The following is a 22,876-nucleotide window of genomic DNA, read 5'->3' as shown; positions in this document are numbered from 1 at the left end:
CCTGCGCCAGCCGCATCAGCGGGACGCGAATGCGCCAGCCGGCGGCGGGGCAGCGCAGCGCGATCGCGCCCATCGCCGGCGGATCGATCATCACGCTCGATGCGCAGGCGGTGAGCTTGAGGCGCGGATCGATCGGCGCGGCCGGGCCGCCCGGCTCGCCGACACCCGCTCCCAGCGCCGCGACGACGCGGTTCTGGAGCGCGCCGATGTTCTGGAAGGGCGTGGCGATCGCCGGTGTGGCGACACTGATCAGGACGAGCATCATACGTTTCATGTGCTGTGCGATGCAAAGCGCGTGCCAGCCGCGCGCTTACTTGGCTTCCAGGCTGATTCTCTGGCCGCCGCCCGATGCGCCGTCGATCGAAAGCGCGATGCGATCGGCGGGCACATGCGCCGTCTGCAAGGCGCGCGCGACCGCCGCCATCCGTGCCGCCGAAAGCTCCCAGCCGTCGAAGCGCGCGCTCTGCGGATCGGTGCCGTGGCTCGCCAGCCGCACCCTGTGCTGGCCCGCGCCGCGCGCGAAATCGGCCACGAACCCGCGCCCGCGCGCGTTGAGCACCGCTTCGCCGCCGTCGAACAGCGCCGATGCCTGCTGTTCGGCACGCCACGTCTTCGCGTTCAACGCACCGCGCAGCCCGTTGGCGAGCGCGGCACCATCAGGGCGCGCCTGCAGGATGATCATGAAGCCGAGCAGCAGCAGGCAGAGATCGGCGAAGCTTATTGCCCAGCGCGGGCTGCGCGCCCTCACGCCGCGACGCTGCGCTGGACGCGGCGCTGCAACCCGTGCGCGTGGGTCAGCTCGGCCCGCGCCAGCCGCGTGAGATGATCGAGCGTGTGACGCTGCCAGGCCAGCTCGGCGATCGAGAGGCGCTCCAGCCGGCTCGCGATCGGCCCGGCGACCAGATTGGCGAGGATCAGGCCCAGCAGCGTCGCGATCAGCGCGGTCGCCATCGGCGCGCCGATCGCGCGCGGATCCTCCAGCGCGGCGAACATGCGGACGAGGCCGAGCACCGTGGCGATCATCCCCATCGCCGGCGCGGTGTCGGCGATCGTTTCCCAGAAGCTGATCGCGCCGGCATGGCGGCGCGCGCGCGTGTCGAGCGTCTCATTGGCCCAGCGCGCGAAGCTTTCGGCATCGCGTGCGTCGGCAAGCTCGGCCACCGCCTGCGCCAAGAAACGCCCGGTGGTGGCGATACGCTCGGCGAAGACGATTCCCTTCACCTCGGCGATCGCGGCGATCCGGGAGACGGCGCGGCGTGCGGCATCGGCATCGGCTTCGGGATCGGCCCGCACCAACGGGCCCAGCGCGGCAAGCGCCGCCGCGGCCTCGCCCCGTGACACGCGCGCGCAAGCGACGAGCGACGATCCTCCCAGCACCAGCAGCAACGCCAGCGGGTCGAGAAACGTCAGATATTGTCCAACCAAGCCCACGGTTACGCATACTCCCGGCAAAAACTTGCCGGCCCCGGCAAAGATTTGCCGGCACCCTCGTCGAACGGCGCCGCCAAGACCGTTCGGGACCGCCGCGCACGATTTGGCACGCTCGTTGCAGAGCATGATCCGAACGCCATCGATCGAAGCGGATTACGACCGGTGGCACGAGACCTTTAGGACGAAAGGAGGCACGATATGGCAGACGATCCGCTTTTCGGCATCCACGGCACCGCGCTGACGCTGCGTTCGCAGCGGATGGCGATGCTGGCGTCCAACATCGCCAACGCCGCCACCCCCAATTACAAGGCGCGCGATTTCGATTTCACCAAGGCGCTCGCCTCCGCCAGCGCGCAGGCGGCGGGCGGCTCGGCCGACGATCGCTCCGCCACCGCCGGCGCCGCGGCCGAAGGCGCGATGGGCTATCGCGTGCCGCTGCAGAGCTCGCTCGACGGCAATACGGTCGAGCTTTCGACCGAGCAGACCCTGTTCGCCGAAAACGCCGTCCAGTATAAAACCACGCTCTCGTTCCTCCAGGGCCGCATCGCCACGGTGATGTCGGCGCTCAAGGGCGAATGAGGCGATGACCACCAACCTTTCGATCTTCGACGTCGCCGGCCGCGCGATGTCCGCGCAGCTACTGCGGCTTTCGACCACCGCGTCGAACCTCGCCAACGCCAACAGCGTCTCGACTACCAAGGAAGGCGCGTTCCGCGCGCTCAAGCCGGTGTTCCAGACCGTCGGCGGGCAGGAAGGCGTCGCCACCGTCAAGGTCAGCAGGGTCGTCGCCAGCGCGACCGAGCCGACGCAGCGCCACGATCCCGGCAATCCGCTCGCCGACAAGGAGGGCAATGTCTGGGAGGCCGGCGTCGATAATGCGGGCGAGCTCGTCGAGATGATGGAGACCGCGCGCCAGTACCAGAACAACGTCCAGGTGCTTCAGACCGCCAAGACGCTGACCCTCGATACGCTGAGGATAGAGAAATGACCCTAGCCACCGGCAACAGCTATCTGGACTCGCTCGCCAGCGGCTCCGGCGCCACCACTTCGTCGGCCAAGAGTGCCGCGGCGAGCAAGACGATCGATCAATCGGGCTTTCTGAAGCTGCTCACCGCGCAGCTCGCGACGCAGGATCCCACCGCGCCCACCGACAACACCCAGATGGTCCAGCAGATGGCGACCTTCAGCCAGGTCGCGGGCATCACCGAGATGAATGCCAGCCTGAAAAATATGGCGAGCGATCTCGCCGCCGCGCGGTTCGGCGATGCCTCGGGCTGGATCGGGCGCGGCGCGCTCGTCGCCTCCGCTTCCGCCGCCGCGCTCTCGACCGGCGCCTACGCCGGCGAGATCACGCTGCCTTCGGATGCCAAGGACGTTACCGTCAGCCTGCTCGATGCAAATGGTCAGACCGTCCATACCGAGGATCTCGGCGCCAGATCGGCGGGTGCGATCGACTGGAGCTGGGATGGCAAGGACAGCGCGGGCGCGGCCGTCGCCGGCCCGCTGCGCATCGTCGTCTCGGCGGCCGCCGCGGCCGGATCGGGCAGCGTCACCACCACCAACGCCGCGTGGACCGAGGTGCAATCGGTCCAATCCCCCGCCTCCGGCTCCACCAGGCTCGTCACCGGCCTCGGCAGCTTCGCGCCGAGCGACGTCATCCAGCTCGGCTGAACCCTCTTTCTCCCCAGGAGTGATCCATGTCCTTCTACACCTCGCTCTCCGGCCTCAAGGGCGCACAGTCCGATCTCAGCGTCATTTCGAACAACGTCGCCAATGTCGGGTCGATCGGCTTCAAGAAGAGCCGCGCCGAATTCGGCGATCTGATCTCGGCCTCGCCGCTGCAATCGGGCAATGTCGCGGGGCAGGGCACGCGGCTGAAATCGATCAGCCAGCAATTCACGCAAGGGGGGTTCCAGACCTCCGATCGCGCGCTCGATCTCGCGATTTCGGGGCAGGGCTTCTTCGTCACCAAGACGGGAAGCCAGCTCTCCTTCACGCGCAACGGCGCCTTCTCGATCAACGACGAGCGCTATCTCGTCGATTCGAACGGTTCGTTCGTGCAGGTGCTGCCCGTCGACAGCACGGGTGCGCTTTCCGCCACGGGCATGGCGGCGGCGGCGGCGCTGCAAATCCCGCAGAGCGCCGGTGCGCCCGCCGCGAGCACGACGCTCGATCTTTCCGCGACGCTGCCGAGCGATGCCGATCTGCCGTCGAAGCGCTCGGCCTATACGGCGACGCTGCCTTACAAGTTCGATCGCTACGATCCGAACAGCTATAATTATTCGAGCGCGACGACGGTCTATGACTCGGCGGGCAATCCGCAGCAGGCGACGCTCTATTATTCGCGCATCGGCCCCGATGCCACCGCGACGCCCGCCATCACCAGCTCCACCTGGCAGGCGCGGCTGTTCATCGGCGATCAGCAGACGAGCGCGGACAACAACGCCACGACCAACCCGCCCGCACCGCTCAACATGGTGTTCGACACCAACGGCGTATTGACCTCGCCGGCGAGCACCGTGACCTTCAACAGCGTTCTGCCCTCCGGCGCATCGGCGCCGATCGGCCTCAAGCTGACCTATGGTTCGACCACGCGCCAGACCGCATCGACCTTCACCCCCGGCGCCTTCCACCAGGACGGCCGCGCGGCGGGGCAGCTCGACAATCTCGCGGTCGATTCGTCCGGCCTGGTCACCGCCACCTTTTCGGACGGCACCACCAAGAAGCTGGGCTCGCTGGTGATCGCCAACTTCCCGAACCCCAACGGCCTGCGCCAGCTCGGCGATTCGCGTTGGGGCGAGAGCGGACTTTCGGGGGAGCCGGTGGTCGGCCAGGCGGGCACGGGCTCGGCGGGAATCATCCAGTCGGGTGCGCTCGAACAGGCCAATGTCGATATCACCGAGGAACTGGTGTCGCTGATCTCGGCGCAGCGCAACTTTTCCGCCAACGCCAAGGCGATCGAGACGGCCAACAATATGACCGACACGATCGTCAACCTGCGCTCCTGAGCTGAACCCCGATGGATCGCCTCATCTACAGTTCGCTGGCGGCGATGCGTGGCGCGATGGCGCGCCAGGCGGCGATCGCCAGCAACCTCGCCAACGCCAACACCACGGGCTTCCGGGGCGAGATGACCAACGCGCAGGCGCTGTGGATGTCGAGCGGCGGCGCCGCCGACACGCGCGCGACCGTCACCGGGGAGGTCACGGGCACCGACATGCGCCCGGGCGCCGTCACCGCCACGGGCCGCGATCTCGATGTCGCACTCGGCGGTGATGCCTTGCTCGCGGTGCAGGGCGCCGAAGGCGGCGAGAGCTATACGCGGCGCGGCGATCTCCAGCGGAACGACAGCGGGCTGCTGACCACCGGCGACGGGCAGATCATCCTCGGCGAGGGTGGCCCGATCACCCTGCCTCCCGCCGACAAGGTTTCGATCGCGGAAGATGGCGCGATCTGGATCGTGCCGCAGGGCGGTGACCCCAAGAATCCGCAACAGGTCGATCGGCTCAAGCTCGTCGGTCCCAAGGGCTCGGAAATCAGGAAGGGCCTGGACGGTCTGTTCCAGGTCGCGGGCGGCGGAACGCTGCCGTCCGATCCCGACGCCAAGGTCACCGCGCGCAGCCTCGAGGGATCGAACGTCAGCACCTCATCGGCGCTGGTCGACATGATCGATGCCAGCCGCGCCTGGGACGGGCAGGTCAAGATGCTCACCACCACGCAGGAGATGGACCGCGCCGCGGCCGATCTCATGAAAATCTCGGACTGAGGAGTCCCTTTAGATGACCAACGCCGCCCTCCACGTCGCCCGCACCGGGCTCGATGCGCAGAACGAGCGCATGCGCGTGATCGCCAACAATCTGGCGAACGTGAACACCACCGGCTTCAAGCGCGATCGCGCCCAGTTCGAGACCCTGGCCTATCAGTCGATCACCGATCCGGGCGCGGCTTCGTCCGACCAGAACAAATATGCCACCGGGCTCAACCTCGGCTCGGGCGTCAAGATCATGAGCACCACGCGGATCGATACGCAGGGTTCGCTGCAGACGACGGGCAACAGCCTCGATCTCGCGATCCAGGGCGCCGGCTTCTTCCAGATCCTCAAGCCCGACGGCCAGACCGCCTACACCCGCGACGGAAATTTCAGCCTGTCGGCGGAAGGAAACGTCACCACCTCGGACGGCATGCCGCTACAGCCGCCGATCACCGTGCCGGCGGGTGCCACCGGAATCACGATCGCCGCCGACGGCACCGTCTCGGCGACGCTCCAGGGCCAGGCCGCGACCACCGCGCTCGGCAAGATCCAGACGGTCAGCTTCACCAATCCCACCGGACTTCAGGCGATGGGCAACAATCTGCTGGTCGAGACGGCTTCGTCCGGTGCGCCGCAGGTCGGCGATGCCGGCGTCGATGGGCGCGGTACGATCGCGCAGGGCAGCCTCGAATCCTCGAACGTCGATATCACCGAGGAGCTGGTCGACATGATCGAGACGCAGCGCGCCTACGAGGTGAATTCAAAGCTGATCAAGGCGACCGACGAGATGATGCAATATGCCAACCAGCAGCTTTGAGGCGGCGCCTGTGAAGCTCGCTGTCCTCCTCGGTCTCGCCGCCGGCGCCGCAATCCTCGCGCTGCCAGCGCCCGCGCAGGCGCGCATCAAGAAATCGACGCAGCTCCATATCGAATATGCGCCCAGCTACGCGCCGCCGGCGATCGAAGCGCCGCCCGCCGATGGCGCGATCTTCCACGCGGGTTACGGCTATGCGCCGCTCACCTCGGGCACGCGCGCCGCGCGCGTCGGGGATGTCGTGACGATCCTCCTCGTCGAGAAGACGCAGGCGCTCAAGAGCAACAGCGCGACGGTCAACCGCAACGGTTCGATCAGCGTGACGCCGCCGCCGACCGGGCCGATCGCGACCATCCTCAACAAGGTCAACCTCAACATGGGCGACGGCCAGAAATATGACGGCAAGGGCGGCGCCGAGCAATCCAACCAGTTGACCGGCGCGATCAGCGTGACGATCGCCCAGGTCTATCCCAACGGCACGATGCTGGTGCGCGGCGAGAAGCAGCTCACGCTCAATCGCGGCGACGAGCAGATCCGCATTTCGGGCATCATCCGCCAGACCGATATCGACTTCGACAACAGCATTCCCTCCACCCGCGTCGCCGATGCCAAGATCGCTTATTCGGGCACCGGAGAGATCGCGCGCGCCAGCCAGCAGGGCTGGTTCGGCCGCTTCTTCTCGCGGATCAGCCCCTTCTAAGGATGCGTATGTCCCAGCCTTTCGCCTGGTCCCGTCTGCTTGGTTCGCCGCTGTGGCGCTGGCTTTCGCTGCTCGCGGTGGTGCCGCTGCTCGCCGCCATCGTGGCGCCCGCGCCCGCCGCCGCCGATCGGATCAAGGATCTCGGCACCTTCCAGGGGCTGCGCGCCAACCAGTTGACCGGCTACGGCATCGTCGTCGGCCTCGCGGGGACCGGCGACGACAGCCTCGAATATACCACGCAGGGCATGAAGGGCGTCGCCTCGCGCTTCGGCCTCGCGCTGCCGCCCGGCGTCAATCCCGCGCTCAAAAATGCCGCGGCGGTGATGATCACCGCCGAGCTGCCGCCGTTCGCCAAGCCCGGCGAGCGGCTCGACATCACCGTCGCCGCGCTGGGCAAGGCCAAGAGCCTGCGCGGCGGCACCTTGCTGATGGCCGGGCTTCAGGGCGCGGACGGGCAGGTCTATGCGATGGCGCAGGGCAATCTCGCGGTGGGCGGGCTCGGCATCGATGCCGCCGACGGATCGAAGGTCACGGTCAACGTACCGACCGCCGGCCGCATTCCCGGCGGGGCGACGGTCGAACGCGCGGTCGACGCCGGTTTCGCGAACGCGCCCGAGGTACGCTTCAACCTCGCCGAGGCCGATCTCACCACGGTGGGCCGCGTCGCCAATGCGATCAACGCCAGCATCGGCGCGGGCCGCGCGCGCGCGATCGATGCGGTGACGGTCGCGATCACCGCGCCGCAGGGGGCCGAGCTCCGCACCGCGCTGATGGGCCAGATCCAGGATCTTTCGGTCGATCCTGCCGATGCGCCTGCCCGCGTCATCGTCAACGCCCGCACCGGCACGGTGGTGATCAACGGCGCGGTGCGGATCGCGCCCGCCGCGGTCACGCACGGCAAGCTCACCGTCAAGGTCAGCAACGATCTCCAGGTCTCGCAGCCCGAAGGCTTCAGCCAGGGGCAGACCGCGATCGTCCCCAAGAGCAAGATCGCGGTGGAAGAGGAGCGCCGCCCGATGTTCCGCTTCGCCCCCGGCGCCAGCCTCGCGGACATCGTGAAGGCGGTGAACGCGATCGGCGCATCGCCGGCCGATCTCGTGGCGATCCTCGAGGCGCTCAAGCAGGCCGGCGCGATGAAGGCGGAGTTGATCGTGCTGTGACCGACGCGCTTTCCCCAACGGCCGCAGCCGGCACGACGGCCGCGCCGCCGGCCGATCTCGCCAAGCTCAAGACCGCCGCCAAGGCGTTCGAGGCGATTTTCCTGCGCCAGATGATAAAATCGATGCGCTCGGCGAGCCTTGGCGAGGGCCTGCTCGATTCGAGTTCGTCCGAGCAGTTCCGCGACATGAGCGACGCCAAGATGGCCGACCAGATGGCGGAGAAGGGCGGGCTGCACATCGCCGACATGCTGGTGAAGCAATATGGCGCACGATTGAGCGCTCCGATTGCAGGCACCCTGCCTGGTGACGGCAAGGCCGGCCAATGAGCGATCTGCTCTCGATCGGCCGCTCCGGCGTCCTCGCCTATCAGGGCGCGCTCGCCGCCGTCGGCGAGAATGTCACCAATTCCGATACCGAGGGCTTCGCGCGCCGCTCGGTCAAGCTCACCGAGCAGACATCGGCGACGAGCCCCTACTCGCTCAACCGCACGAGCAGCGCGTTCGGCGGCGTGCAGGCGAGCCAGGTGCAGCGCGTCTGGGATCAATATAAGGCGACCAGCGCCTGGTCCGCCAATTCGGACGCCAGCCGTTCGGGTACGCGCACGCAATATCTGTCTTCGGTCGAGACGATGCTGAGCGATACCAATGGCGGCGTCGCGGCCAAACTTACGGCGGTTTTCACCAGCGCGACGCAGCTCGCCGCCAACCCCAACGATACGTCGCTGCGCCAGACGATGCTGTCCAACATCGGCAATGCCGCGACCGGGATCGGCCAGACCGGCGCCGATCTCGGCAAGATCGCAGGCACCGTCTCCTCGCAGGCGGGCAGCCTCGTCGATCAGGCCAATTCCGATCTCGCCGCGCTCGGCAAGGTCAATGTCGCGCTACAGACCGCGCCCCTGGGATCGGCGGCGCGCGCGCAGCTCGAGGATCAGCGCGATTCGCTGATCGGCGGTCTTTCCGCCAAGCTGGGCATCGATGTCACGGTCGAGGCCAATGGCGCGGCCTCGATCAAGCTCAGCGATTATTCGGGGCCGCTGCTGCTCTCCAGCAACAGCGCCTCGCCCGCCTTCCTGCGGCTCCAGGTCGCGACGAACGGCCAGGTGTCGATGAGCGTGACCAAGGATGGCGCGACCTCCGCCGCGACGCCGACCGGGGGCGCGCTGGCCGGGCTCGTCGATGTATCGAACGTCATCGCCGGGCGCCGCCAGCAGGTCGATGCGATCGCCAGCCAGCTCGTCACCGGCCTCAATGCCTGGCAGGCGCAGGGCAAGACCCCCGCCGGCACGGCCGGTGTGGCGCTGCTCAGCGGCACCGATGCCGCGACGATCGCGCTCGCCACCAACGATCCCACGGCGATCGCCGCCGCATCGGCCGCCGGTGCCGACAATGGCAACCTGCTCGCGCTCTCCAGCCTGCGCGACGGCACTGGCGTCGAGGCCAAATGGCAGTCGCTGGTCAACAGCCACGCGCTGCTGGTTTCGGCCGCCACCACCGAATCCACCGCAGCCGCTTCGCGCAAGGACGGTGCTTATGCCTCGCTCGATGAAGTGTCCGGCGTCGATCTCGATACCGAGGCCGCCGAGCTGCTGCGCTTCCAGCAGGCCTATCAGGCGTCCGCCAAGGTCATCCAGACCGCGCGCGAGACGCTGCAATCGATATTCGCCCTTTTCAATTGAGGATCAGGCCATGATCGGCGCCACGCGCTACATTTCCGCCGCCGAAATCGCGCGACAGACGCGCATCTCGAGCGACCTCGCCAAGCTCCAGCAGACGGTCTCCACCGGCAAGCGCCTCACCGCCGCGTCGGACGATCCCGTCGCCGCCGCGCGGATCGCGAGCATCGGCACGATCCAGGCCGATCACGCCGTCTATGCCAAGAATATCGGTACGGGCAGCGCGGTCGCCAGCGCCGCCGATGCCAAGCTCGCCTCGGTCCAGACCGCTCTGACCCGCGCCAAGGAGCTGCTGCTAAACGGGCGTACCCAGAGCGCATCGGCGATCGATCGCAACGCGCTGGCGACCGAGATCAACAGCATCGGGCAGGATATCGCCGGATATGCCGCCGCCACCGATCCGCAGGGCCGCCCGCTCTTCCCGGCGGCTACGCCCACGTCGATCCCCATTTCGGACAGCCTGAGCATCGCCGCCACGGCATCGCAGGCGAGCGTCTTCGGCGGCGTGGTCACGGCAGGCGGCACCAAGACGATCGCCACGATCCTCGCATCGGCGGCGACCGCGCTGCAAACCGGCGACACGGCCGGCCTTTCGACCAGCCTCGACGAGCTCGACGCCGCCATGGCGCACATCACCACCGCCCAGACCGATCAGGGCCTGCGCGCCGGTCGCTTCGCCGACATGAAGACCAGCCTCGAGAATAGCGACGAGGATCTTTCCGCCGAACGCTCGGGCCTCGAAGACACCGATCTGACCTATGCGCTGAGCGAGATCCAGTCGAAGCAGCTCGCGTTGCAGGCGGCGCAGACGGTGTTCGCGCAGAGCCACAAGAGCAATCTCTTCAGCATGCTCGGCTAGAGGCTGTCCTGTTCAAGATGGACGTCACCCCCGGCCTTGAGCCGGGGTCCAGCTTCTTCTTCAGCGTCGGCAGGCAGCGGGGAAACTCGCGAAAGGGCGCGTCTGCAAATTGCGGTCTGGCGCTAAAGAGATCGCCTCCCTGCCGTTAATCATATTTGCGGGAACAGGGCCTAGCCCGATCGCGCATCCGGACAGCATGGCGGGGAGAGCCGAAGACTATGTTTGCTGCCATCGGCATCGTCATCCTGATCGTCATGGTGTTCGGCGGCTTCGCCTTCACCGGTGGCGCGCTCGGCCCGGTGATGGAGTCCATCCCGCATGAGATGATCATCATCGGTGGTGCCGCGCTCGGCGCGATCATCGCGGGCAATTCGATGAAGGAGCTGAAGCAGCTTGGCGGCGGCTTCGGCAAGGTCTTCAAGGGGCCGAAATATAAGAAGAAGGATTATCTGGAGACGATCTTTCTCGTTTCCAGCCTGATGAAGATGCTGCGCATCGAAGGGCCGGTGGCGCTGGAGCCGCATATAGAGGATCCCAAATCCTCCGCGATCTTCGCGCAATATCCCAAGCTGCTCAAGGACAGCACGCTCGTCCATATGATCACCGATACGCTGCGGCTGGTGGTGATCTCCAGCGGCACGCTCGATCCGCACGCGGTCGAGGATGTGATGGATAATGCGCTCAAGACGCACCACCATGACGATATCCGCCCCGCCGACACGCTGCAAAGCCTCGCCGATGCGCTTCCCGCGCTCGGCATCGTCGCCGCCGTGCTCGGCGTGGTGAAGACGATGGGCTCGATCGACAAGCCGCCCGCGATCCTCGGCGCGATGATCGGCTCGGCGCTGGTCGGCACCTTCATGGGCGTGCTGCTCGCCTACGGGATGGTCGGCCCTTTCGCCAATCGCTGCAAACAGGTGATCGAGGCGGACAGCGCGATCTACGGCGTCGTCAAGCAGATCATCATCGCCTCGCTGCACGGCCATCCGCTGCCGCTGGTGATCGAGGCGGCGCGATCGGGGATCACCCACTCGAACCAGCCGGCCTTCGCCGATGTGTTCGACGGCATGCGCGGGCGTTGACGATGAGGAAGACCGCAAGCGAAACATCTGGCGAAAGTGGCAACTGATGGCGTCGCCGTCGAAGCGGGGCAAGAACGAGCCCGAGCCCCGGCCGATCATCGTCAAGAAGATCGTCGTCGAGGCGCATGCCGGCCACCATGGCGGCGCATGGAAGGTCGCCTATGCGGATTTCGTGACCGCGATGATGGCCTTCTTCCTCTTGCTCTGGATCCTCGGCGCCACGACCGAGAAGCAGCGCAAGGGCATCGCCGATTATTTCACGCCGACGCTCGTCGAGATGCGCGAGAAGAGCGCGGGCGCCAACGGCCCGTTCGGCGGCGATTCGATCCTGGCCAAGGACAATTATCCGCATCACAACGGCGGCGTCGGCAGCAAGAGCATGACGATCCCGCGCGATGCCAGCGGCGGCCAGTCCGAAAGCTCGGTGACCAACCGCAGCAAGGATCAGCAGCGTTTCGGCTTCCTCCGCCGTCAGCTCGTCCAGAAGCTGTCGCAGGACAAGAGCATGACTCGCTTCATGCAGAACATCCGCTTCACCGATACGCGCGAGGGGCTGCGCATCGATCTGATCGACAAGGCCGATTTCGCGATGTTCGGGATGGGCACCGATCGGCTGGTGCCAGATGCCTATGCCTTGATGGGCAAGGTCGCGCAGGTGGTCGGCGGCGTGCCCAACGGCGTGATCGTGCGCGGCCATACCGATGCGCTGCCCTATGCGGCGGGGCGATCGGTCAACAATTGGACGCTGTCGAGCGCGCGGGCCGAGGCGACGCGCAAGGCGCTGGCCGATCAGGGTGTGCCTTCCGATCGCTTCGCGCGGATCGAGGGCGTCGCCGATCGCGAGCCGTACATCGCCGCCGATCGCTATGATCCGCGCAATCGGCGGATGTCGATCACGCTCACCTGGTCGGGGCCCGTCGATCAGGGGCCGGAAGCCCCGCCGCCGCCCGCGCTCAAAACCGCGCCTTGACCGGCTGAAAGCAGAAGCATCTGGATCGGCCGGCAACCGCGCCTATCCTCAGCGTAGCAAAGCGCCATCGACTCCCCTCGGGCGTTTGCAGGCTGCCCGCGCGCGGCCACCGACGGGCCCGTCCTTCCCCGAGGGCGGGCCCGTTTCGCGTCTCGTTTCCTTCACCGCGGCAACAAACGCGAAATGCGCGTGCGATCTCGTCGATCGAAACGGGTCGCCGACGGAGGCGATCATGGCAAACGATGTTCATCACAGCCCTTGCGCGAACGGGCGGCATCGGCCCCGGCGCGTGCCGATCGGGATTTCGGGCAGCACCGTGCGCTCGACCTGCCGCGATTGCGGTTGCGTGCTGGTGCGGACGCTGGCGACGCGGCGCTGGTTCTATTCGGGTCCGCTCGCCTGAGGTCAGGGCGCGCGCAGCTTCGCGGCGGCGCGCGCGCGCTTCTCGATCTCGGCCTGGTCGGGCACGCCTGTGGGCACCAGCCAGCTACCGCCGACGCACAGCACGGCGGGCTCGGCGAGCCATCCCGGCGCGCTCGCCTCGTTGATCCCGCCGGTCGGGCAGAAACGGCATTGATGGAAGGGTCCAGCCAGCGCCTTGAGCGCGGCGATCCCGCCCGAGGCCTCCGCCGGGAAGAATTTGAAGCGGTCGAGCCCGAGATCGAGCCCGCGCATGATATCGGCCGCGTCGGACACGCCGGGCAGGAACGGTATGCCGCGCGCGATCACCGCGGCGCCCAGCCGATCGGTCAGCCCGGGGCTGACGATGAAGCGCGCCCCGGCCGCCATCACCTGATCGAGTTGGCGTTCGCTGACGACCGTCCCCGCGCCGACCACCGCGCCCTCGACCTTGGCCATCTCCTGCATCGCTTCGATCGCGGCGGGCGTGCGCAGCGTCACCTCCAGCGCGCGAATGCCGCCGCGCACCAGCGCCTCGGCGATCGGCCGTGCATGCGCGGCATCCTCGATCACCAGCACGGGGATCACCGGCGCCAGCGCCATGACCTGCTCGATCGCCATCATAGTCCATAATCCCGTTCCATCGCCGCGAGCATCGCTGATCCGCCCGCCTCGGCCTCGCTCGCGCCGTCGCGCATGAAGGCGAACAGCTCGCGCCCGGTGCCGAGATGCGCGAGCGGCGGCGGTGCCGCGTCGCGCGCCGCGAGCTCCTGGCGATCGAGCAGCAGCTCGAGGTCGCCGCGATTGGCGCATAGCCGGATGATGTCGCCGTCGCGCACCTTGGCGATCGGCCCGCCCGCGAACGCCTCGGGCGAGACGTGGATCGCCGCGGGCACCTTGCCGCTCGCCCCCGACATCCGCCCGTCGGTGACCAGCGCGACCTTGAAGCCCTTCTGCTGGAGCACGCCCAACGCCGGGGTGAGCTTGTGCAGCTCGGGCATGCCGTTGGCGCGCGGCCCCTGGAAACGCACCACCACGATCACGTCGCGCTCCAGCTCGCCCGCCTTATAGGCCGCGAGCACGTCGTCCTGTTCGTGGAACACGCGCGCCGGCGCCTCGATGCTCCAGCGGTCGCGCGTCACCGCGCTGGTCTTGAAGGTCGCGCGGCCGAGGTTGCCGGTGACGAGCCGCATGCCGCCGTCGGGGAGGAAGGGATCGGAGACCGGGCGCAGCATTTCGCTGTTGCGGGAGACGCGCACCGGGTGCCACGCCAGATTGCCGTCTGGGGTCCACTCCTCGCCTCGCGCCGTAGCCGGTAAGTGCGCGGCTGGAACAGGTCCGGCATCACGAAGCGCAGGCTCTTTTGCGTAGCGCGCCAGGCCCCCCTCCCAAACCGTCGGCACGTCGCCATGGAGCAGCCCCGCCTCGAGCAGCGCGCCGATCACGTACGCCATGCCGCCCGCCGCATGGAACTGGTTCACGTCGCCCGGTCCCGAGGGATAGACGCTGGCGATCATCGGCACCGCGCCCGACAGCCGATCGAGATCCTCCCAGTCGAACAGGATCCCCGCCGCGCGCGCGATCGCCGGGATGTGGATCGCATGGTTGGTCGATCCGCCGGTGGCGAGCAGGCCGACGGCGGCGTTGACGATCGCCTTCTCGTCGATGCAGCGCCCCAGCGGGCGATAATCGTCGCCCGCCCAGCCGATCCCGGCGAGCCGATGGACCGCGGCGCGCGTCAGCTCCTGCCGCAGCCTGGTGCCCGGATTGACGAAGGCGGCGCCGGGAACGTGCAGCCCCATCACCTCCATCATCATCTGGTTGCTGTTGGCGGTGCCGTAGAAGGTGCAGGTGCCCGCCGAATGATAGCTGGCGCTTTCGCCCTCCAGCAGATCCTCCTCGCTGGCCTCGCCCGCCGCATAGGCCTCGCGGATGCGGACCTTCTCCTTGTTGGGCAGGCCCGACGGCATCGGCCCGCCGGGGACGAGCAGCATCGGCAGATGGCCGAAACGCAGCGCACCGATCAGCAGCCCGGGCACGATCTTGTCGCAGATGCCGAGCAAAGCCGCGCCCTCGAACATCCCGTGGCTGAGCGCCACTGCGGTGGAGAGCGCGATCGTGTCGCGGCTGAACAGCGACAGCTCCATGCCGGGCTGTCCCTGGGTCACGCCGTCGCACATCGCCGGCACCCCGCCCGCCACCTGCGCCGTGGCGCCGACCTCGCGTGCGAAAATCTTGATCTGCTCGGGGTAGCGCCCATAGGGTTGGTGCGCCGAGAGCATGTCGTTGTACGCGGTGACGATGCCGATGTTCATCGCATGCCCGCGCTTGATCGCATGCTTGTCCTCGCCGGCCGCCGCGAAGCCGTGCGCGAGATTGCCGCAGGCGAGGTGGGGGCGGTGGACGCCCTGGTCGCGCTCGCGCGCGATCAGATCGAGATAACGTCCCCGGGTCGCCGCCGATCGCGCGATCACCCGATCGGTGACCGCGCTCACGGCGGCGTCCAGGCTCATTCGGCGCTCCAGTGGATGTCGACCGCCTGATCCGCCTCCGCCAGCACGCGTCCGATCGGCAGCGTGCTGCTCGCGCCCTCCGCGATCGCGGTTTCGAGCAGCGCCTTCTTCTTCTCGCCGGTGATCGCGATCATCAGGGCGCGCGCCGAGCGGATCGCCGCCGCCGTCATCGTCACGCGCGGGACGGGCGCATCCTCTGGCATCGGATCGGGCATCACGCCGATCGCGCGGCGCGCCTTGGGCGCATCGAGCGCCGCCTGATAATCGGGGCCGGGGAAGATTGATCCGGTGTGCCCGTCATCGCCCATACCGAGCAGCACGAGATCGGGCGGCCAGCTCACGTCCTGGAGCCGCGCGTCGGCGGCGGCGCCGGCACCCTTGTAATCGGGGTTGTCGGCGGAAAGCGGCATCACGCGCGCCCCCTTGGGCAGGAATATCCTGGCGAGCATGCCGACGTTGGACATCGGATCGTCGACCTTCACCAGCCGATCGTCGACCGGAAAGATCGTCACGCGCTTCCATTCGAGCTTGGCCCGCGCGAGCTTCTCGTAAGCGGCGATCGGCGTCTTGCCGCCCGATAGCGCCAGCACCGCCGATCCTCGCGCATCGATCGCGCTTTCGATGATGAAGCCGATATCGCCCGCAACCGCATCGACGAACTCGTCGCGCTCCTCATAGTCCCACCATTCGGCTTCAATCATTCCAGCTCACTCCATCGCGCTCGGTAAGCGCTATCGCCGCGGCAGGCCCCCAGGTTCCCGCCGCATAGGCTTTCGGGCGCATTCCCGCCTCGTCCCAGCCGCTTCGGATCGCATCGATCCAGTGCCATTGCGCCTCCACCTCGTCGCGGCGGACGAACAGGGTGCTCTCGCCCTCGATCAGGTCGATCAGCAGCCGCTCATAGGCGATCCGGCGCCGCACGTCGGCAAAGGCGTTGGCCATGCCGATATCGAGCGGCACTTCGCGCAGGCGGATGCCCTGGCGATCGAGCCCCGGCTGCTTGGCCATGATCGTCAGCCCGATATTCTCCTCGGGCTGGATGCCGATCACCAGCCGGTTGGGCCGCAGCGCGGCGCCGCGCCCGCTGAACATCGAATGCGGCACCGCGCGGAACTGGACGATGATCTCCGATCGCCGCACCGGCAGCCTTTTGCCGGTGCGCAGGTAGAAGGGCACGCCATGCCAGCGCCAGTTATCGACATGCGCCTTCAGCGCGACGAACGTCTCGGTATCCGAATGCACCCCGAGCTCGTCGAGATAGCCCGGCACCGGCTGCCCGGCGACCGCGCCCGCCGTATATTGGCCGATCACGCTTTCCCTGGCGGCATCGAGCGGGCGGAGCGAGCGCAGCACCTTCACCTTCTCGTCGCGCACCGCATTGGCCGAAAATTGCGCCGGTGCCTCCATCGCGACCAGTGCGAGCAACTGGAGCATATGGTTCTGCACCATGTCCCGTAACGAGCCCATGCCGTCGAAATAGCCGGTACGCCCCTCGAGCCCGACGGTTTCGGAGATCGTGATCTGGACATGCTCGATGCCGCTGGCGTTCCACAAGGGCTCGAACAGCACGTTGCCGAAGCGCATCGCCAGCAGGTTCTGCACGGTCTCCTTGCCGAGATAATGATCGATCCGGAAGGTGCGATCCTCGGGGAAGACCCGCGCCACCGCATCGTTGATCTCGCGGCTGGAGGCGAGATCCTGCCCCAGCGGCTTTTCGAGCGCGAGGCGCGTCTTCGGCCCGGCGAGACCCGCCTGTTCGAGCCCCGCGATCGTCGATCCGAACAGGCTGGGCGCGGTCGAGAGGAAGATCGCGATGCCGCCGTCGATCCGATCCCTCAGCGCTTCGCCGAGTGCCGCGAAGCTGGCGAGATCGGAGGCGTCGGCCGGGACATAGCTCAGCCGCGCGAGGAAGCGCTCCAGGACCGCGCCGTCGAGCTTGCGGTCGGCGAGGATCGGCTCGACCGCGGTCGCCGCGCTCTCGCGAAAGCCGTCGTCGCCGATCGCGTGTCGCGCGGTGCCGACGATCGCCAGCCCCTCGTGCAGCAGGCCATCGGCGTCGAGCCCGAACAGCGACGGCAGCAGCATCCGCCGCGCCAGATCGCCGGTCGCGCCGAACAGCAGCAGGGTGCGGGCGGGCATGAAGCGGCTGGTCAGCTTCGTGGTGCGTAGAGTGCGTCGAGGCTCCCTGGCCCCTTGCCGACGCGCTCGAGGTGCGGATAGCGCAGGCCGCCGTTCCATTGCACGGCGACGGTGCGATAGACCTCGCCCTGCTTGATCAGCAATGTGATCGGCCTGGTCCCGCCCTTGGCGGCGGTGATCGCCGCCTTGAGATCGCCGTCGGAATATGCGTCGCCGTTGATCGCGACCAGCGTCGTGCCCGCCGAAATGCCCGCATTGAATGCCGGGCTATCCCATAGCACGGCTCCGACCTCGCCTTGCTTGCCGATCACCATCCCCAGCGAATAGCTGAGGTTCATCGCATGCCGCGCGCCCTCGAGGCTCTTCCAATAGGCGCCGGCCTCTTCGGTATAGACCAGGCGATAGCCGCCCTTGGCGATCCCGCCGAGCGGCGCCTTGGGCGCCACCGCATAGACGCGGTCGCGCAGATAGGCCGCCCAATCGTAGGGCTGCACCTTGTCGAGCGTCGCGACGATATCGTCGAGCGTATAGGTCAGTTCCCCCCAGTCGCGATCGTGCGTGCCGAAGAAGGCCTTGGCGAAATCGTCCATCGATTTCCGGCCCCCCGATTTCTCGCGGAGCATCTGGTCGATTTCGGTCCAGATCAATTGGCCTTCGGAATAATAATCCTCGGGCCGCTGCCAGCTCGCCCAGGGTTCGGGATGGCGATTGGAGATGATCTCCTCGTTGGTGGTATCGACCAGCGGGCGCCACGCCCGGCCCGGCTGCGTATCATAGCCCGCCGCCACCGCCGCCAGCGCATCGAACGCATCCTGCTTGGAGATCAGCCCCGCCCGCGCGGTGAGCACATTGCCCCAGAATTGAGTCTGCCCTTCATACACCCAGAGCAAGCTGTCCCGCATCGGCGTGCGATAATCGGGAGTCCAGAGATCGGCGGGCCGCCTGAACTTGCCGTTCCAGCTATGCGTATATTCGTGTGCGAGCAGATCGCGCTCGGCGACATGATCGTCCCAGCTCAGGAAATAATCGCCGGGCGCCTGATCCTCGGACGAGCGATGATGCTCCAGCCCGAAGCCCTGGATCCTGTCCGAGAGCGCGAACAGAAAGTCGTAATGGCTGTAATGCTGCGCGCCGAAGAGCTTCGCCGCCTGCGCGATCAGCGCCTTGTGCTGGGCGAGCTGCTCGGGCTTGATCCTGAGCTGGTCGGGCCGCTCGGCGAAGGTATTGAGCGTCACGTCGGGCGAAAGCGCGTCGCCGCGATAATAAAGCCCCGCGAACGCCGGCGAGTCCGCCAGCGTATCGAGCGCCACCGGCGCATAATGGACCGTGCCGCCCGCCGCCGTCGCCGTGCCGGACGGGCGGAGCGCGGTCGCCGAAGTCCAGCCCGCCGGATAGGTCGCGCTGGGATCGATCATGATCTGGCGGACGTAATGGCCCGCCGGATAGAGCAGGGTAGAAATCCATTCGAGCGCCAGCATGTTGGGCGTCATCACCACCGGGCCCTGGCTCTCGGCGGTGGCGGAAAGGAACTGGAACTTCACCTCGATGCTCGCCACGCCCGCGGGCACGTCGATATGGAAAGCGCGGACGTCGATCGGATCGCGCTGCCACGGGATCGTCGCGCCGTTGGCGGTGATCGTCAGCCCGGCGATCTTGTCGATCTCGCCCTGCGGCGCGTGCGCGCCCGGCAGCCAGGCGGGATGCAGCAACGTCAGCGGACCGGCGGTGACCGGGATCGTCTCGCTCACGCGGAAGATGCGGTGCGCGGTGTCGGTGGCATCGACCGCGAGCCTGATCGTGCCGGGATAGGGAACGTCGCGCGGCGCGGGGATCGTCTGCGCGATCGGCAGCGCCTGCGGCTTGCTGTCGCCGGTCGGCGTCGGGCCGGTCTGTGCGAAAAGCGCGCCGGCGAGGAACAGCGATGCGAACGGGGCGGAGAGGCGGAGCTTCGTCATGCGCGAAGGCTTGCGCGAGCCGCCCGCCGCTGTCCAGCCTTCAGCTTGCGCCGGAGCCGCCGCCCAGCACGTTGATCGTAAAGGCCAGCACGCCGATATTGAAGACGAACGCCGCAAGGCAGTGCGCGGTGACGATCCGGCGGATGCGGCTCGCCGTGATGTCCATGTCCGATACCTGGAAGGTCATGCCCAGGCAGAAAGCGAAATAGATGAAGTCCCAATAATCGGGCTCGTCGGTGCCGGGGAAATCGACCCCTCCGCAATCCCCGCCATCCTTGGCCGCCGGACTGTAAAACAGGTGGGCATAATGCAGCGCATAGATGATGTTGCTGAAGATCCAGCAGAGCGCGAGCGTGCCGATGATCAGCGAGACGATCGCAGGCTTGGGGCCGCCCTTCTGGCTGAGTTCGGAGGCGACCGCCACCAGCACGGTCAGCATCACGATCCCCGTGATCAGCAACAGAGCGGCGCGATTGGCGTCGTTCTTGCGCGCGGCCTCGCGCATCTGCTCGGCCTCGCTGCGCAGGAGCGGCCAGATGCTGATCAGGAAGACGACCGAGGCGACGTCGAACGCCGCCATCGTCCCCTCGCGCCAGCCGAGCGAAGGGATCGCCGCGATCGCGCCGACGATCGCCAGCGCCATGAACAGCAGGAAGCGCGGCGGCGCGATCCTGCGCCCGAGTTGAAGGCCCCTGCTGTCAGCCATCGGCCACCCCCATCCCGTCATGCCGGACCTGTTCCGGCATCCACCAGCCAACCAGATCAGCGACCGACCATGTGCGACACGGTGGACCCCGGAACAAGCCCGCGGTGACGAATTAAGCGCCGTGCTCCAAGGCCTCCGCGATCAGCCGCCGGCTGTTCTCCACGCCATAGAGCGCGATGAAGCTGCCCATGCGCGGCCCTTGATCGGAACCCAGCAGCGTTTCGTACAGTGCCCTGAACCAGTCGCGCAGGCTCTCCTTGGCGTAATGCGCCTTGCCGACCTCATAGAGCTCGTTCTGGATCGTCTCGGCGTCCGCCGCCGGTCCCAACCCCGCCAATCGCGCGTCGAGATCGCGCAACGCCGCCGCTTCGCTTTCGCTCGGCGCCCGCCGCTTGAGCGTCGGCGCGACATGATCGCGGTGGTAGGCGATCGCGTAACGGACCAGCGGCGCGAGTTCGGGATGCGCGTCCGCCGTCGCGCCCGCGCGGTAGCGGCCGAGGTAGCTCCATACCGCGCCTTCGTCGGCCTCGCCGCCGAGGACGCCGACGAGGTTGAGCAGAAGGCTGAAGCTCACCGGCGGCAGCACGTCCGGCGCCGCGCCCAGCGGGATATGGTGGACGGGGTTGCCCAGACGCTGGTCGATGGTCTGATCCTGATACTGGCCGGCCGATTGCCAATAATCGTCGATCGCGCGCGGAATCACGCCGATGTGGAGCTGCTTGGCACGCTTGGGCTCGCGATAGGCGAAGTAAGCGAGGCTTTCGGGCGGGCCGTAGGTCAGCCATTGCTCCAGGCTCAGCCCGTTGCCCTTGGACTTGCTGATCTTCTCGCCATGTTCGTCGAGGAACATCTCGTAATTGAAGCCCTCGGGCGGGCGGACGCCCAGGATACGCGCGATCTTCGAAGATTGCGTGACGCTGTCGATCAGATCCTTGCCCGCCATCTCGTAATCGACGCCCAGCGCCACCCAGCGCATCGCCCAATCGACCTTCCATTGCAGCTTGGCGGCACCCGACAGGATCGAGGCGGTCACCTCCTCGCCATCGACCGGATCGACATAGCGGACGAGCCCGGCATCGGCATCGACCACCGCCACCGGCACCTGGAGCACGATGCCGCTCCCCGGCGAGATCGGCAGCACCGGCGAATAGGTCTGCCGCCGATCCTCGCGCAGCGTCGGCAGCATCACCGCCATGATCGCGTCGTAATGCCGCAGCACCAGCTTGAGCGTCTCGTCGAACGCGCCCGAGCGATAGCGCTCGGTCGCGGACAGGAATTCATACTCGAAGCCGAAGCGATCGAGGAACGCGCGCAGCATCGCGTTATTGTGCGCGGCAAAGCTGTCATACTTTCCGAACGGATCGGGGATGGCGGTCAGCGGTTTGCCGAGATGTTCGGCCAGCATCGCCTTGTTGGGGACATTGTCGGGCACCTTGCGCAGCCCGTCCATGTCGTCCGAGAAGGCGATCAGCCGCGTCGGGATATCGGACAGCGTCTCATAGGCGCGGCGCACCATCGTCGTGCGCAGCACCTCGTTGAACGTACCGATATGCGGCAGTCCCGAAGGGCCGTAACCCGTCTCGAACAGCATATGGCCCTTCGCGGGCGCGCCATCCCTGTACCGCGCGAGCAGCTTGCGCGCTTCCTCGAAGGGCCACGCCTTGGAGGCGAGCGCAGCGGCGCGAAGTTCGTTTGCCATCTGTTCCAGCATGCCCTAGGTTGGCGCGTGCCTTTATGGGAGGGGGGCGAGCGTTGGAAGCGCTTTCGTCCAGGCTCTACCGGGAGGGGTGTCCGCGTGATCGAAATCCTGCCTCCCGAAGCGTCGCTGCCGGCCCCGTACATCCGCAGGCTCGATGCCCGCGCCGAGGAAGCGCGCTATGTCGCGCGGCCCGGCATCCGCGCGATCCCCGCAGGCTCGCTCACCGTCTTCGCTTTCGCCGCGCTGCAAGCGTGGACGCTCACCATCCTGCTCTGGGCGATATGGTGGCCCTTTCCGCAGAGCGATACCGACTGGGGCTTCTCGCTGATCGCCAGCGCGACGCTGCTGGTGCTGGTCGCGGGCGTGGTGGTGTTGCTGCTGCGCAGATATCCGGGCTTCCTGCTCGCGGTGATGCGCGCGCCGTTCATCCGGCTGACCGTCACCGATCGGCGCATCCTCTGGACCTTGCCGTGGATGAAGGCGCCGCTGATGGAGATCCGCCGGGATCGTGTGGTCGGCGGTATCCTCGGGCAGGTCGATGCCAGGGGCAACGGCAATGCCGCTCTGGTGCTGGTGCCGGGCGATCCCTCGGCCGATGTCGACGGCAACATCCACTTCGATCGCCTGCCCGACGCCGCCGGCTTCATTGCCGCATTGCGCGGCTGAGAGTTCGTTTGGAAACGCACCTGCGGCGCGTCTGGCGGCACCGGCCCGAACCATGACCGAAGATCGCGCGCCTTTGCCGGCGCTCCATGCGACGCACGCGGGCATCTGGCTCGCGCATGCCGAGGGCGCGATCGAGCAGATCGGGCGCGGCGCGGCGCTGAGCCAGCTTTCGGCGACGCCGACGATCCTCCTCAACGCCCCGCTCGTCGCCGCGCGGCTCGGCATGCCCGAGCTTTCGGGGCTCGATCTGCTGGAGCTGTTCGCCTTCGTCCACCCGGCGCGCTTCGCGGTGCCGACCCCCGGCGGTCTCGCCCGCGCGCTGGGCCTCGCGCCGCCGGAGAGCGAGGCCGACGCGGC

Annotated in this window: 24 protein-coding genes and 2 pseudogenes; 16 read left to right on the top strand and 10 right to left on the bottom strand. The window is 67.5% G+C overall.

Annotated elements, in window-relative coordinates; translation table 11 throughout:
• The 3 genes and pseudogenes from HUU94_RS08715 to HUU94_RS08705 all read right to left on the bottom strand — a co-directional run.
• Nucleotides 1–274 (bottom strand): annotated as a pseudogene (locus tag HUU94_RS08715) (hypothetical protein); the annotation flags it as partial.
• Between the two features lie 36 nt (nt 275–310).
• Nucleotides 311–748 (bottom strand): OmpA family protein, encoded by a 438-nt coding sequence (locus tag HUU94_RS08710; protein WP_174274694.1) that lies wholly within the window; start codon nt 746–748, stop codon nt 311–313.
• Nucleotides 745–1,431 carry a MotA/TolQ/ExbB proton channel family protein gene (locus HUU94_RS08705; RefSeq protein WP_254602076.1) on the bottom strand — a complete coding sequence of 229 codons (687 nt, stop codon included), beginning with the start codon at nt 1,429–1,431 and terminating at the stop codon, nt 745–747. Before HUU94_RS08705 ends, HUU94_RS08710 begins: the two co-directional genes overlap by 4 nt.
• A 198-nt stretch (nt 1,432–1,629) precedes the next feature.
• On the opposite strand from HUU94_RS08705, the gene flgB reads away from it, so the two are divergent.
• From flgB to HUU94_RS08635, 14 genes are all read left to right on the top strand, one after another.
• Complete coding sequence (gene flgB, locus HUU94_RS08700; protein ID WP_174274692.1) at nt 1,630–2,010, top strand: flagellar basal body rod protein FlgB; 381 nt, start codon at nt 1,630–1,632, stop codon at nt 2,008–2,010.
• A gap of 4 nt (nt 2,011–2,014) precedes the next feature.
• Nucleotides 2,015–2,419, top strand: a complete 405-nt coding sequence (gene flgC / locus HUU94_RS08695) for a flagellar basal body rod protein FlgC (RefSeq protein ID WP_174274691.1) — start codon at nt 2,015–2,017, stop codon at nt 2,417–2,419.
• On the top strand, nt 2,416–3,102 hold the full coding sequence (locus HUU94_RS08690) for a flagellar hook assembly protein FlgD (protein WP_174274690.1): 687 nt from the start codon (nt 2,416–2,418) through the stop codon (nt 3,100–3,102). The genes flgC and HUU94_RS08690 overlap by 4 nt, the downstream gene beginning before the upstream one ends.
• 26 nt (nt 3,103–3,128) lie before the next feature.
• Nucleotides 3,129–4,439 (top strand): flagellar hook protein FlgE, encoded by a 1,311-nt coding sequence (locus HUU94_RS08685; RefSeq protein ID WP_174274689.1) that lies wholly within the window; start codon nt 3,129–3,131, stop codon nt 4,437–4,439.
• Between the two features lie 11 nt (nt 4,440–4,450).
• On the top strand, nt 4,451–5,197 hold the full coding sequence (gene flgF / locus HUU94_RS08680; RefSeq protein WP_174274688.1) for a flagellar basal-body rod protein FlgF: 747 nt from the start codon (nt 4,451–4,453) through the stop codon (nt 5,195–5,197).
• Between the two features lie 13 nt (nt 5,198–5,210).
• On the top strand, nt 5,211–5,999 hold the full coding sequence (gene flgG / locus HUU94_RS08675) for a flagellar basal-body rod protein FlgG (RefSeq protein ID WP_174274687.1): 789 nt from the start codon (nt 5,211–5,213) through the stop codon (nt 5,997–5,999).
• Nucleotides 5,980–6,696 carry a flagellar basal body L-ring protein FlgH gene (locus HUU94_RS08670; protein ID WP_174274686.1) on the top strand — a complete coding sequence of 239 codons (717 nt, stop codon included), beginning with the start codon at nt 5,980–5,982 and terminating at the stop codon, nt 6,694–6,696. The genes flgG and HUU94_RS08670 overlap by 20 nt, the downstream gene beginning before the upstream one ends.
• A gap of 8 nt (nt 6,697–6,704) precedes the next feature.
• On the top strand, nt 6,705–7,856 hold the full coding sequence (locus tag HUU94_RS08665) for a flagellar basal body P-ring protein FlgI (RefSeq protein ID WP_174274685.1): 1,152 nt from the start codon (nt 6,705–6,707) through the stop codon (nt 7,854–7,856).
• On the top strand, nt 7,853–8,182 hold the full coding sequence (locus HUU94_RS08660; protein ID WP_254602067.1) for a rod-binding protein: 330 nt from the start codon (nt 7,853–7,855) through the stop codon (nt 8,180–8,182). Before HUU94_RS08665 ends, HUU94_RS08660 begins: the two co-directional genes overlap by 4 nt.
• A complete protein-coding gene (flgK, locus tag HUU94_RS08655) occupies nt 8,179–9,534 on the top strand; it encodes a flagellar hook-associated protein FlgK (protein ID WP_174274684.1) in 1,356 nt (451 codons plus the stop codon). Before HUU94_RS08660 ends, flgK begins: the two co-directional genes overlap by 4 nt.
• Nucleotides 9,535–9,544: 10 nt before the next feature.
• Complete coding sequence (locus HUU94_RS08650; RefSeq protein WP_174274683.1) at nt 9,545–10,390, top strand: flagellin; 846 nt, start codon at nt 9,545–9,547, stop codon at nt 10,388–10,390.
• 218 nt (nt 10,391–10,608) lie between these two features.
• Nucleotides 10,609–11,472 carry a flagellar motor stator protein MotA gene (gene motA, locus HUU94_RS08645; protein ID WP_174274682.1) on the top strand — a complete coding sequence of 288 codons (864 nt, stop codon included), beginning with the start codon at nt 10,609–10,611 and terminating at the stop codon, nt 11,470–11,472.
• Between the two features lie 46 nt (nt 11,473–11,518).
• Complete coding sequence (locus tag HUU94_RS08640) at nt 11,519–12,442, top strand: flagellar motor protein MotB (protein WP_174274681.1); 924 nt, start codon at nt 11,519–11,521, stop codon at nt 12,440–12,442.
• A 232-nt stretch (nt 12,443–12,674) separates the two neighbouring features.
• On the top strand, nt 12,675–12,845 hold the full coding sequence (locus HUU94_RS08635; protein WP_174274680.1) for a hypothetical protein: 171 nt from the start codon (nt 12,675–12,677) through the stop codon (nt 12,843–12,845).
• 2 nt (nt 12,846–12,847) lie between these two features.
• Here HUU94_RS08635 and eda read toward each other — a convergent pair whose 3' ends face one another.
• The 7 genes from eda to HUU94_RS08600 form a co-directional block, all read right to left on the bottom strand.
• Nucleotides 12,848–13,462 carry a bifunctional 4-hydroxy-2-oxoglutarate aldolase/2-dehydro-3-deoxy-phosphogluconate aldolase gene (gene eda / locus HUU94_RS08630; RefSeq protein WP_174274679.1) on the bottom strand — a complete coding sequence of 205 codons (615 nt, stop codon included), beginning with the start codon at nt 13,460–13,462 and terminating at the stop codon, nt 12,848–12,850.
• Nucleotides 13,462–15,354, bottom strand: a complete 1,893-nt coding sequence (gene edd, locus HUU94_RS08625) for a phosphogluconate dehydratase (protein ID WP_174274678.1) — start codon at nt 15,352–15,354, stop codon at nt 13,462–13,464. The genes eda and edd overlap by 1 nt, the downstream gene beginning before the upstream one ends.
• Entirely contained in the window at nt 15,351–16,055 is a 705-nt protein-coding gene (pgl, locus tag HUU94_RS08620) for a 6-phosphogluconolactonase (RefSeq protein WP_174274677.1), read from the bottom strand. The genes edd and pgl overlap by 4 nt, the downstream gene beginning before the upstream one ends.
• Nucleotides 16,048–17,493: a glucose-6-phosphate dehydrogenase gene (gene zwf, locus HUU94_RS08615; RefSeq protein WP_174274676.1), complete on the bottom strand. Its 1,446-nt coding sequence runs from the start codon at nt 17,491–17,493 to the stop codon at nt 16,048–16,050. The genes pgl and zwf overlap by 8 nt, the downstream gene beginning before the upstream one ends.
• 11 nt (nt 17,494–17,504) lie before the next feature.
• Nucleotides 17,505–19,448, bottom strand: coding sequence for a M61 family metallopeptidase (locus HUU94_RS08610; RefSeq protein ID WP_174274675.1), 1,944 nt, complete (start codon nt 19,446–19,448; stop codon nt 17,505–17,507).
• A 40-nt stretch (nt 19,449–19,488) separates the two neighbouring features.
• Complete coding sequence (locus HUU94_RS08605) at nt 19,489–20,154, bottom strand: DUF1345 domain-containing protein (RefSeq protein ID WP_174274674.1); 666 nt, start codon at nt 20,152–20,154, stop codon at nt 19,489–19,491.
• A 112-nt stretch (nt 20,155–20,266) separates the two neighbouring features.
• Nucleotides 20,267–21,853, bottom strand: a complete 1,587-nt coding sequence (locus HUU94_RS08600) for a lysine--tRNA ligase (RefSeq protein ID WP_174274673.1) — start codon at nt 21,851–21,853, stop codon at nt 20,267–20,269.
• 96 nt (nt 21,854–21,949) lie between these two features.
• On the opposite strand from HUU94_RS08600, the gene HUU94_RS08595 reads away from it, so the two are divergent.
• Nucleotides 21,950–22,519, top strand: coding sequence for a hypothetical protein (locus HUU94_RS08595; protein WP_174274672.1), 570 nt, complete (start codon nt 21,950–21,952; stop codon nt 22,517–22,519).
• Nucleotides 22,520–22,571: 52 nt separating this feature from the next.
• A pseudogene (locus HUU94_RS08590) lies at nt 22,572–22,876 on the top strand (ATP-dependent DNA helicase); the annotation flags it as partial.

The sequence above is a fragment of the Sphingomonas bacterium genome (genome assembly GCF_903644055.1).
Lineage (GTDB): Bacteria > Pseudomonadota > Alphaproteobacteria > Sphingomonadales > Sphingomonadaceae > Sphingomonas_I.
The sequence above is the reverse complement of the archived record's forward strand: the minus strand, read 5'-3'. Positions and strand labels throughout refer to the sequence as shown.

Coding starts and splice junctions, on each gene's coding strand:
- flgG (WP_174274687.1), top strand. CDS start 5,211: ATGACCAACGCCGCCCTCCACGTCGCCCGCACCGGGCTCGATGCGCAG.
- HUU94_RS08640 (WP_174274681.1), top strand. CDS start 11,519: ATGGCGTCGCCGTCGAAGCGGGGCAAGAACGAGCCCGAGCCCCGGCCG.
- flgB (WP_174274692.1), top strand. CDS start 1,630: ATGGCAGACGATCCGCTTTTCGGCATCCACGGCACCGCGCTGACGCTG.
- HUU94_RS08610 (WP_174274675.1), bottom strand. CDS start 19,448: ATGACGAAGCTCCGCCTCTCCGCCCCGTTCGCATCGCTGTTCCTCGCC.
- HUU94_RS08650 (WP_174274683.1), top strand. CDS start 9,545: ATGATCGGCGCCACGCGCTACATTTCCGCCGCCGAAATCGCGCGACAG.
- flgK (WP_174274684.1), top strand. CDS start 8,179: ATGAGCGATCTGCTCTCGATCGGCCGCTCCGGCGTCCTCGCCTATCAG.
- HUU94_RS08605 (WP_174274674.1), bottom strand. CDS start 20,154: ATGGCTGACAGCAGGGGCCTTCAACTCGGGCGCAGGATCGCGCCGCCG.
- HUU94_RS08690 (WP_174274690.1), top strand. CDS start 2,416: ATGACCCTAGCCACCGGCAACAGCTATCTGGACTCGCTCGCCAGCGGC.
- HUU94_RS08600 (WP_174274673.1), bottom strand. CDS start 21,853: ATGGCAAACGAACTTCGCGCCGCTGCGCTCGCCTCCAAGGCGTGGCCC.
- zwf (WP_174274676.1), bottom strand. CDS start 17,493: ATGCCCGCCCGCACCCTGCTGCTGTTCGGCGCGACCGGCGATCTGGCG.
- HUU94_RS08635 (WP_174274680.1), top strand. CDS start 12,675: ATGGCAAACGATGTTCATCACAGCCCTTGCGCGAACGGGCGGCATCGG.
- HUU94_RS08685 (WP_174274689.1), top strand. CDS start 3,129: ATGTCCTTCTACACCTCGCTCTCCGGCCTCAAGGGCGCACAGTCCGAT.
- HUU94_RS08670 (WP_174274686.1), top strand. CDS start 5,980: ATGCCAACCAGCAGCTTTGAGGCGGCGCCTGTGAAGCTCGCTGTCCTC.
- eda (WP_174274679.1), bottom strand. CDS start 13,462: ATGGCGATCGAGCAGGTCATGGCGCTGGCGCCGGTGATCCCCGTGCTG.
- pgl (WP_174274677.1), bottom strand. CDS start 16,055: ATGATTGAAGCCGAATGGTGGGACTATGAGGAGCGCGACGAGTTCGTC.
- edd (WP_174274678.1), bottom strand. CDS start 15,354: ATGAGCCTGGACGCCGCCGTGAGCGCGGTCACCGATCGGGTGATCGCG.
- flgF (WP_174274688.1), top strand. CDS start 4,451: ATGGATCGCCTCATCTACAGTTCGCTGGCGGCGATGCGTGGCGCGATG.
- HUU94_RS08665 (WP_174274685.1), top strand. CDS start 6,705: ATGTCCCAGCCTTTCGCCTGGTCCCGTCTGCTTGGTTCGCCGCTGTGG.
- flgC (WP_174274691.1), top strand. CDS start 2,015: ATGACCACCAACCTTTCGATCTTCGACGTCGCCGGCCGCGCGATGTCC.
- motA (WP_174274682.1), top strand. CDS start 10,609: ATGTTTGCTGCCATCGGCATCGTCATCCTGATCGTCATGGTGTTCGGC.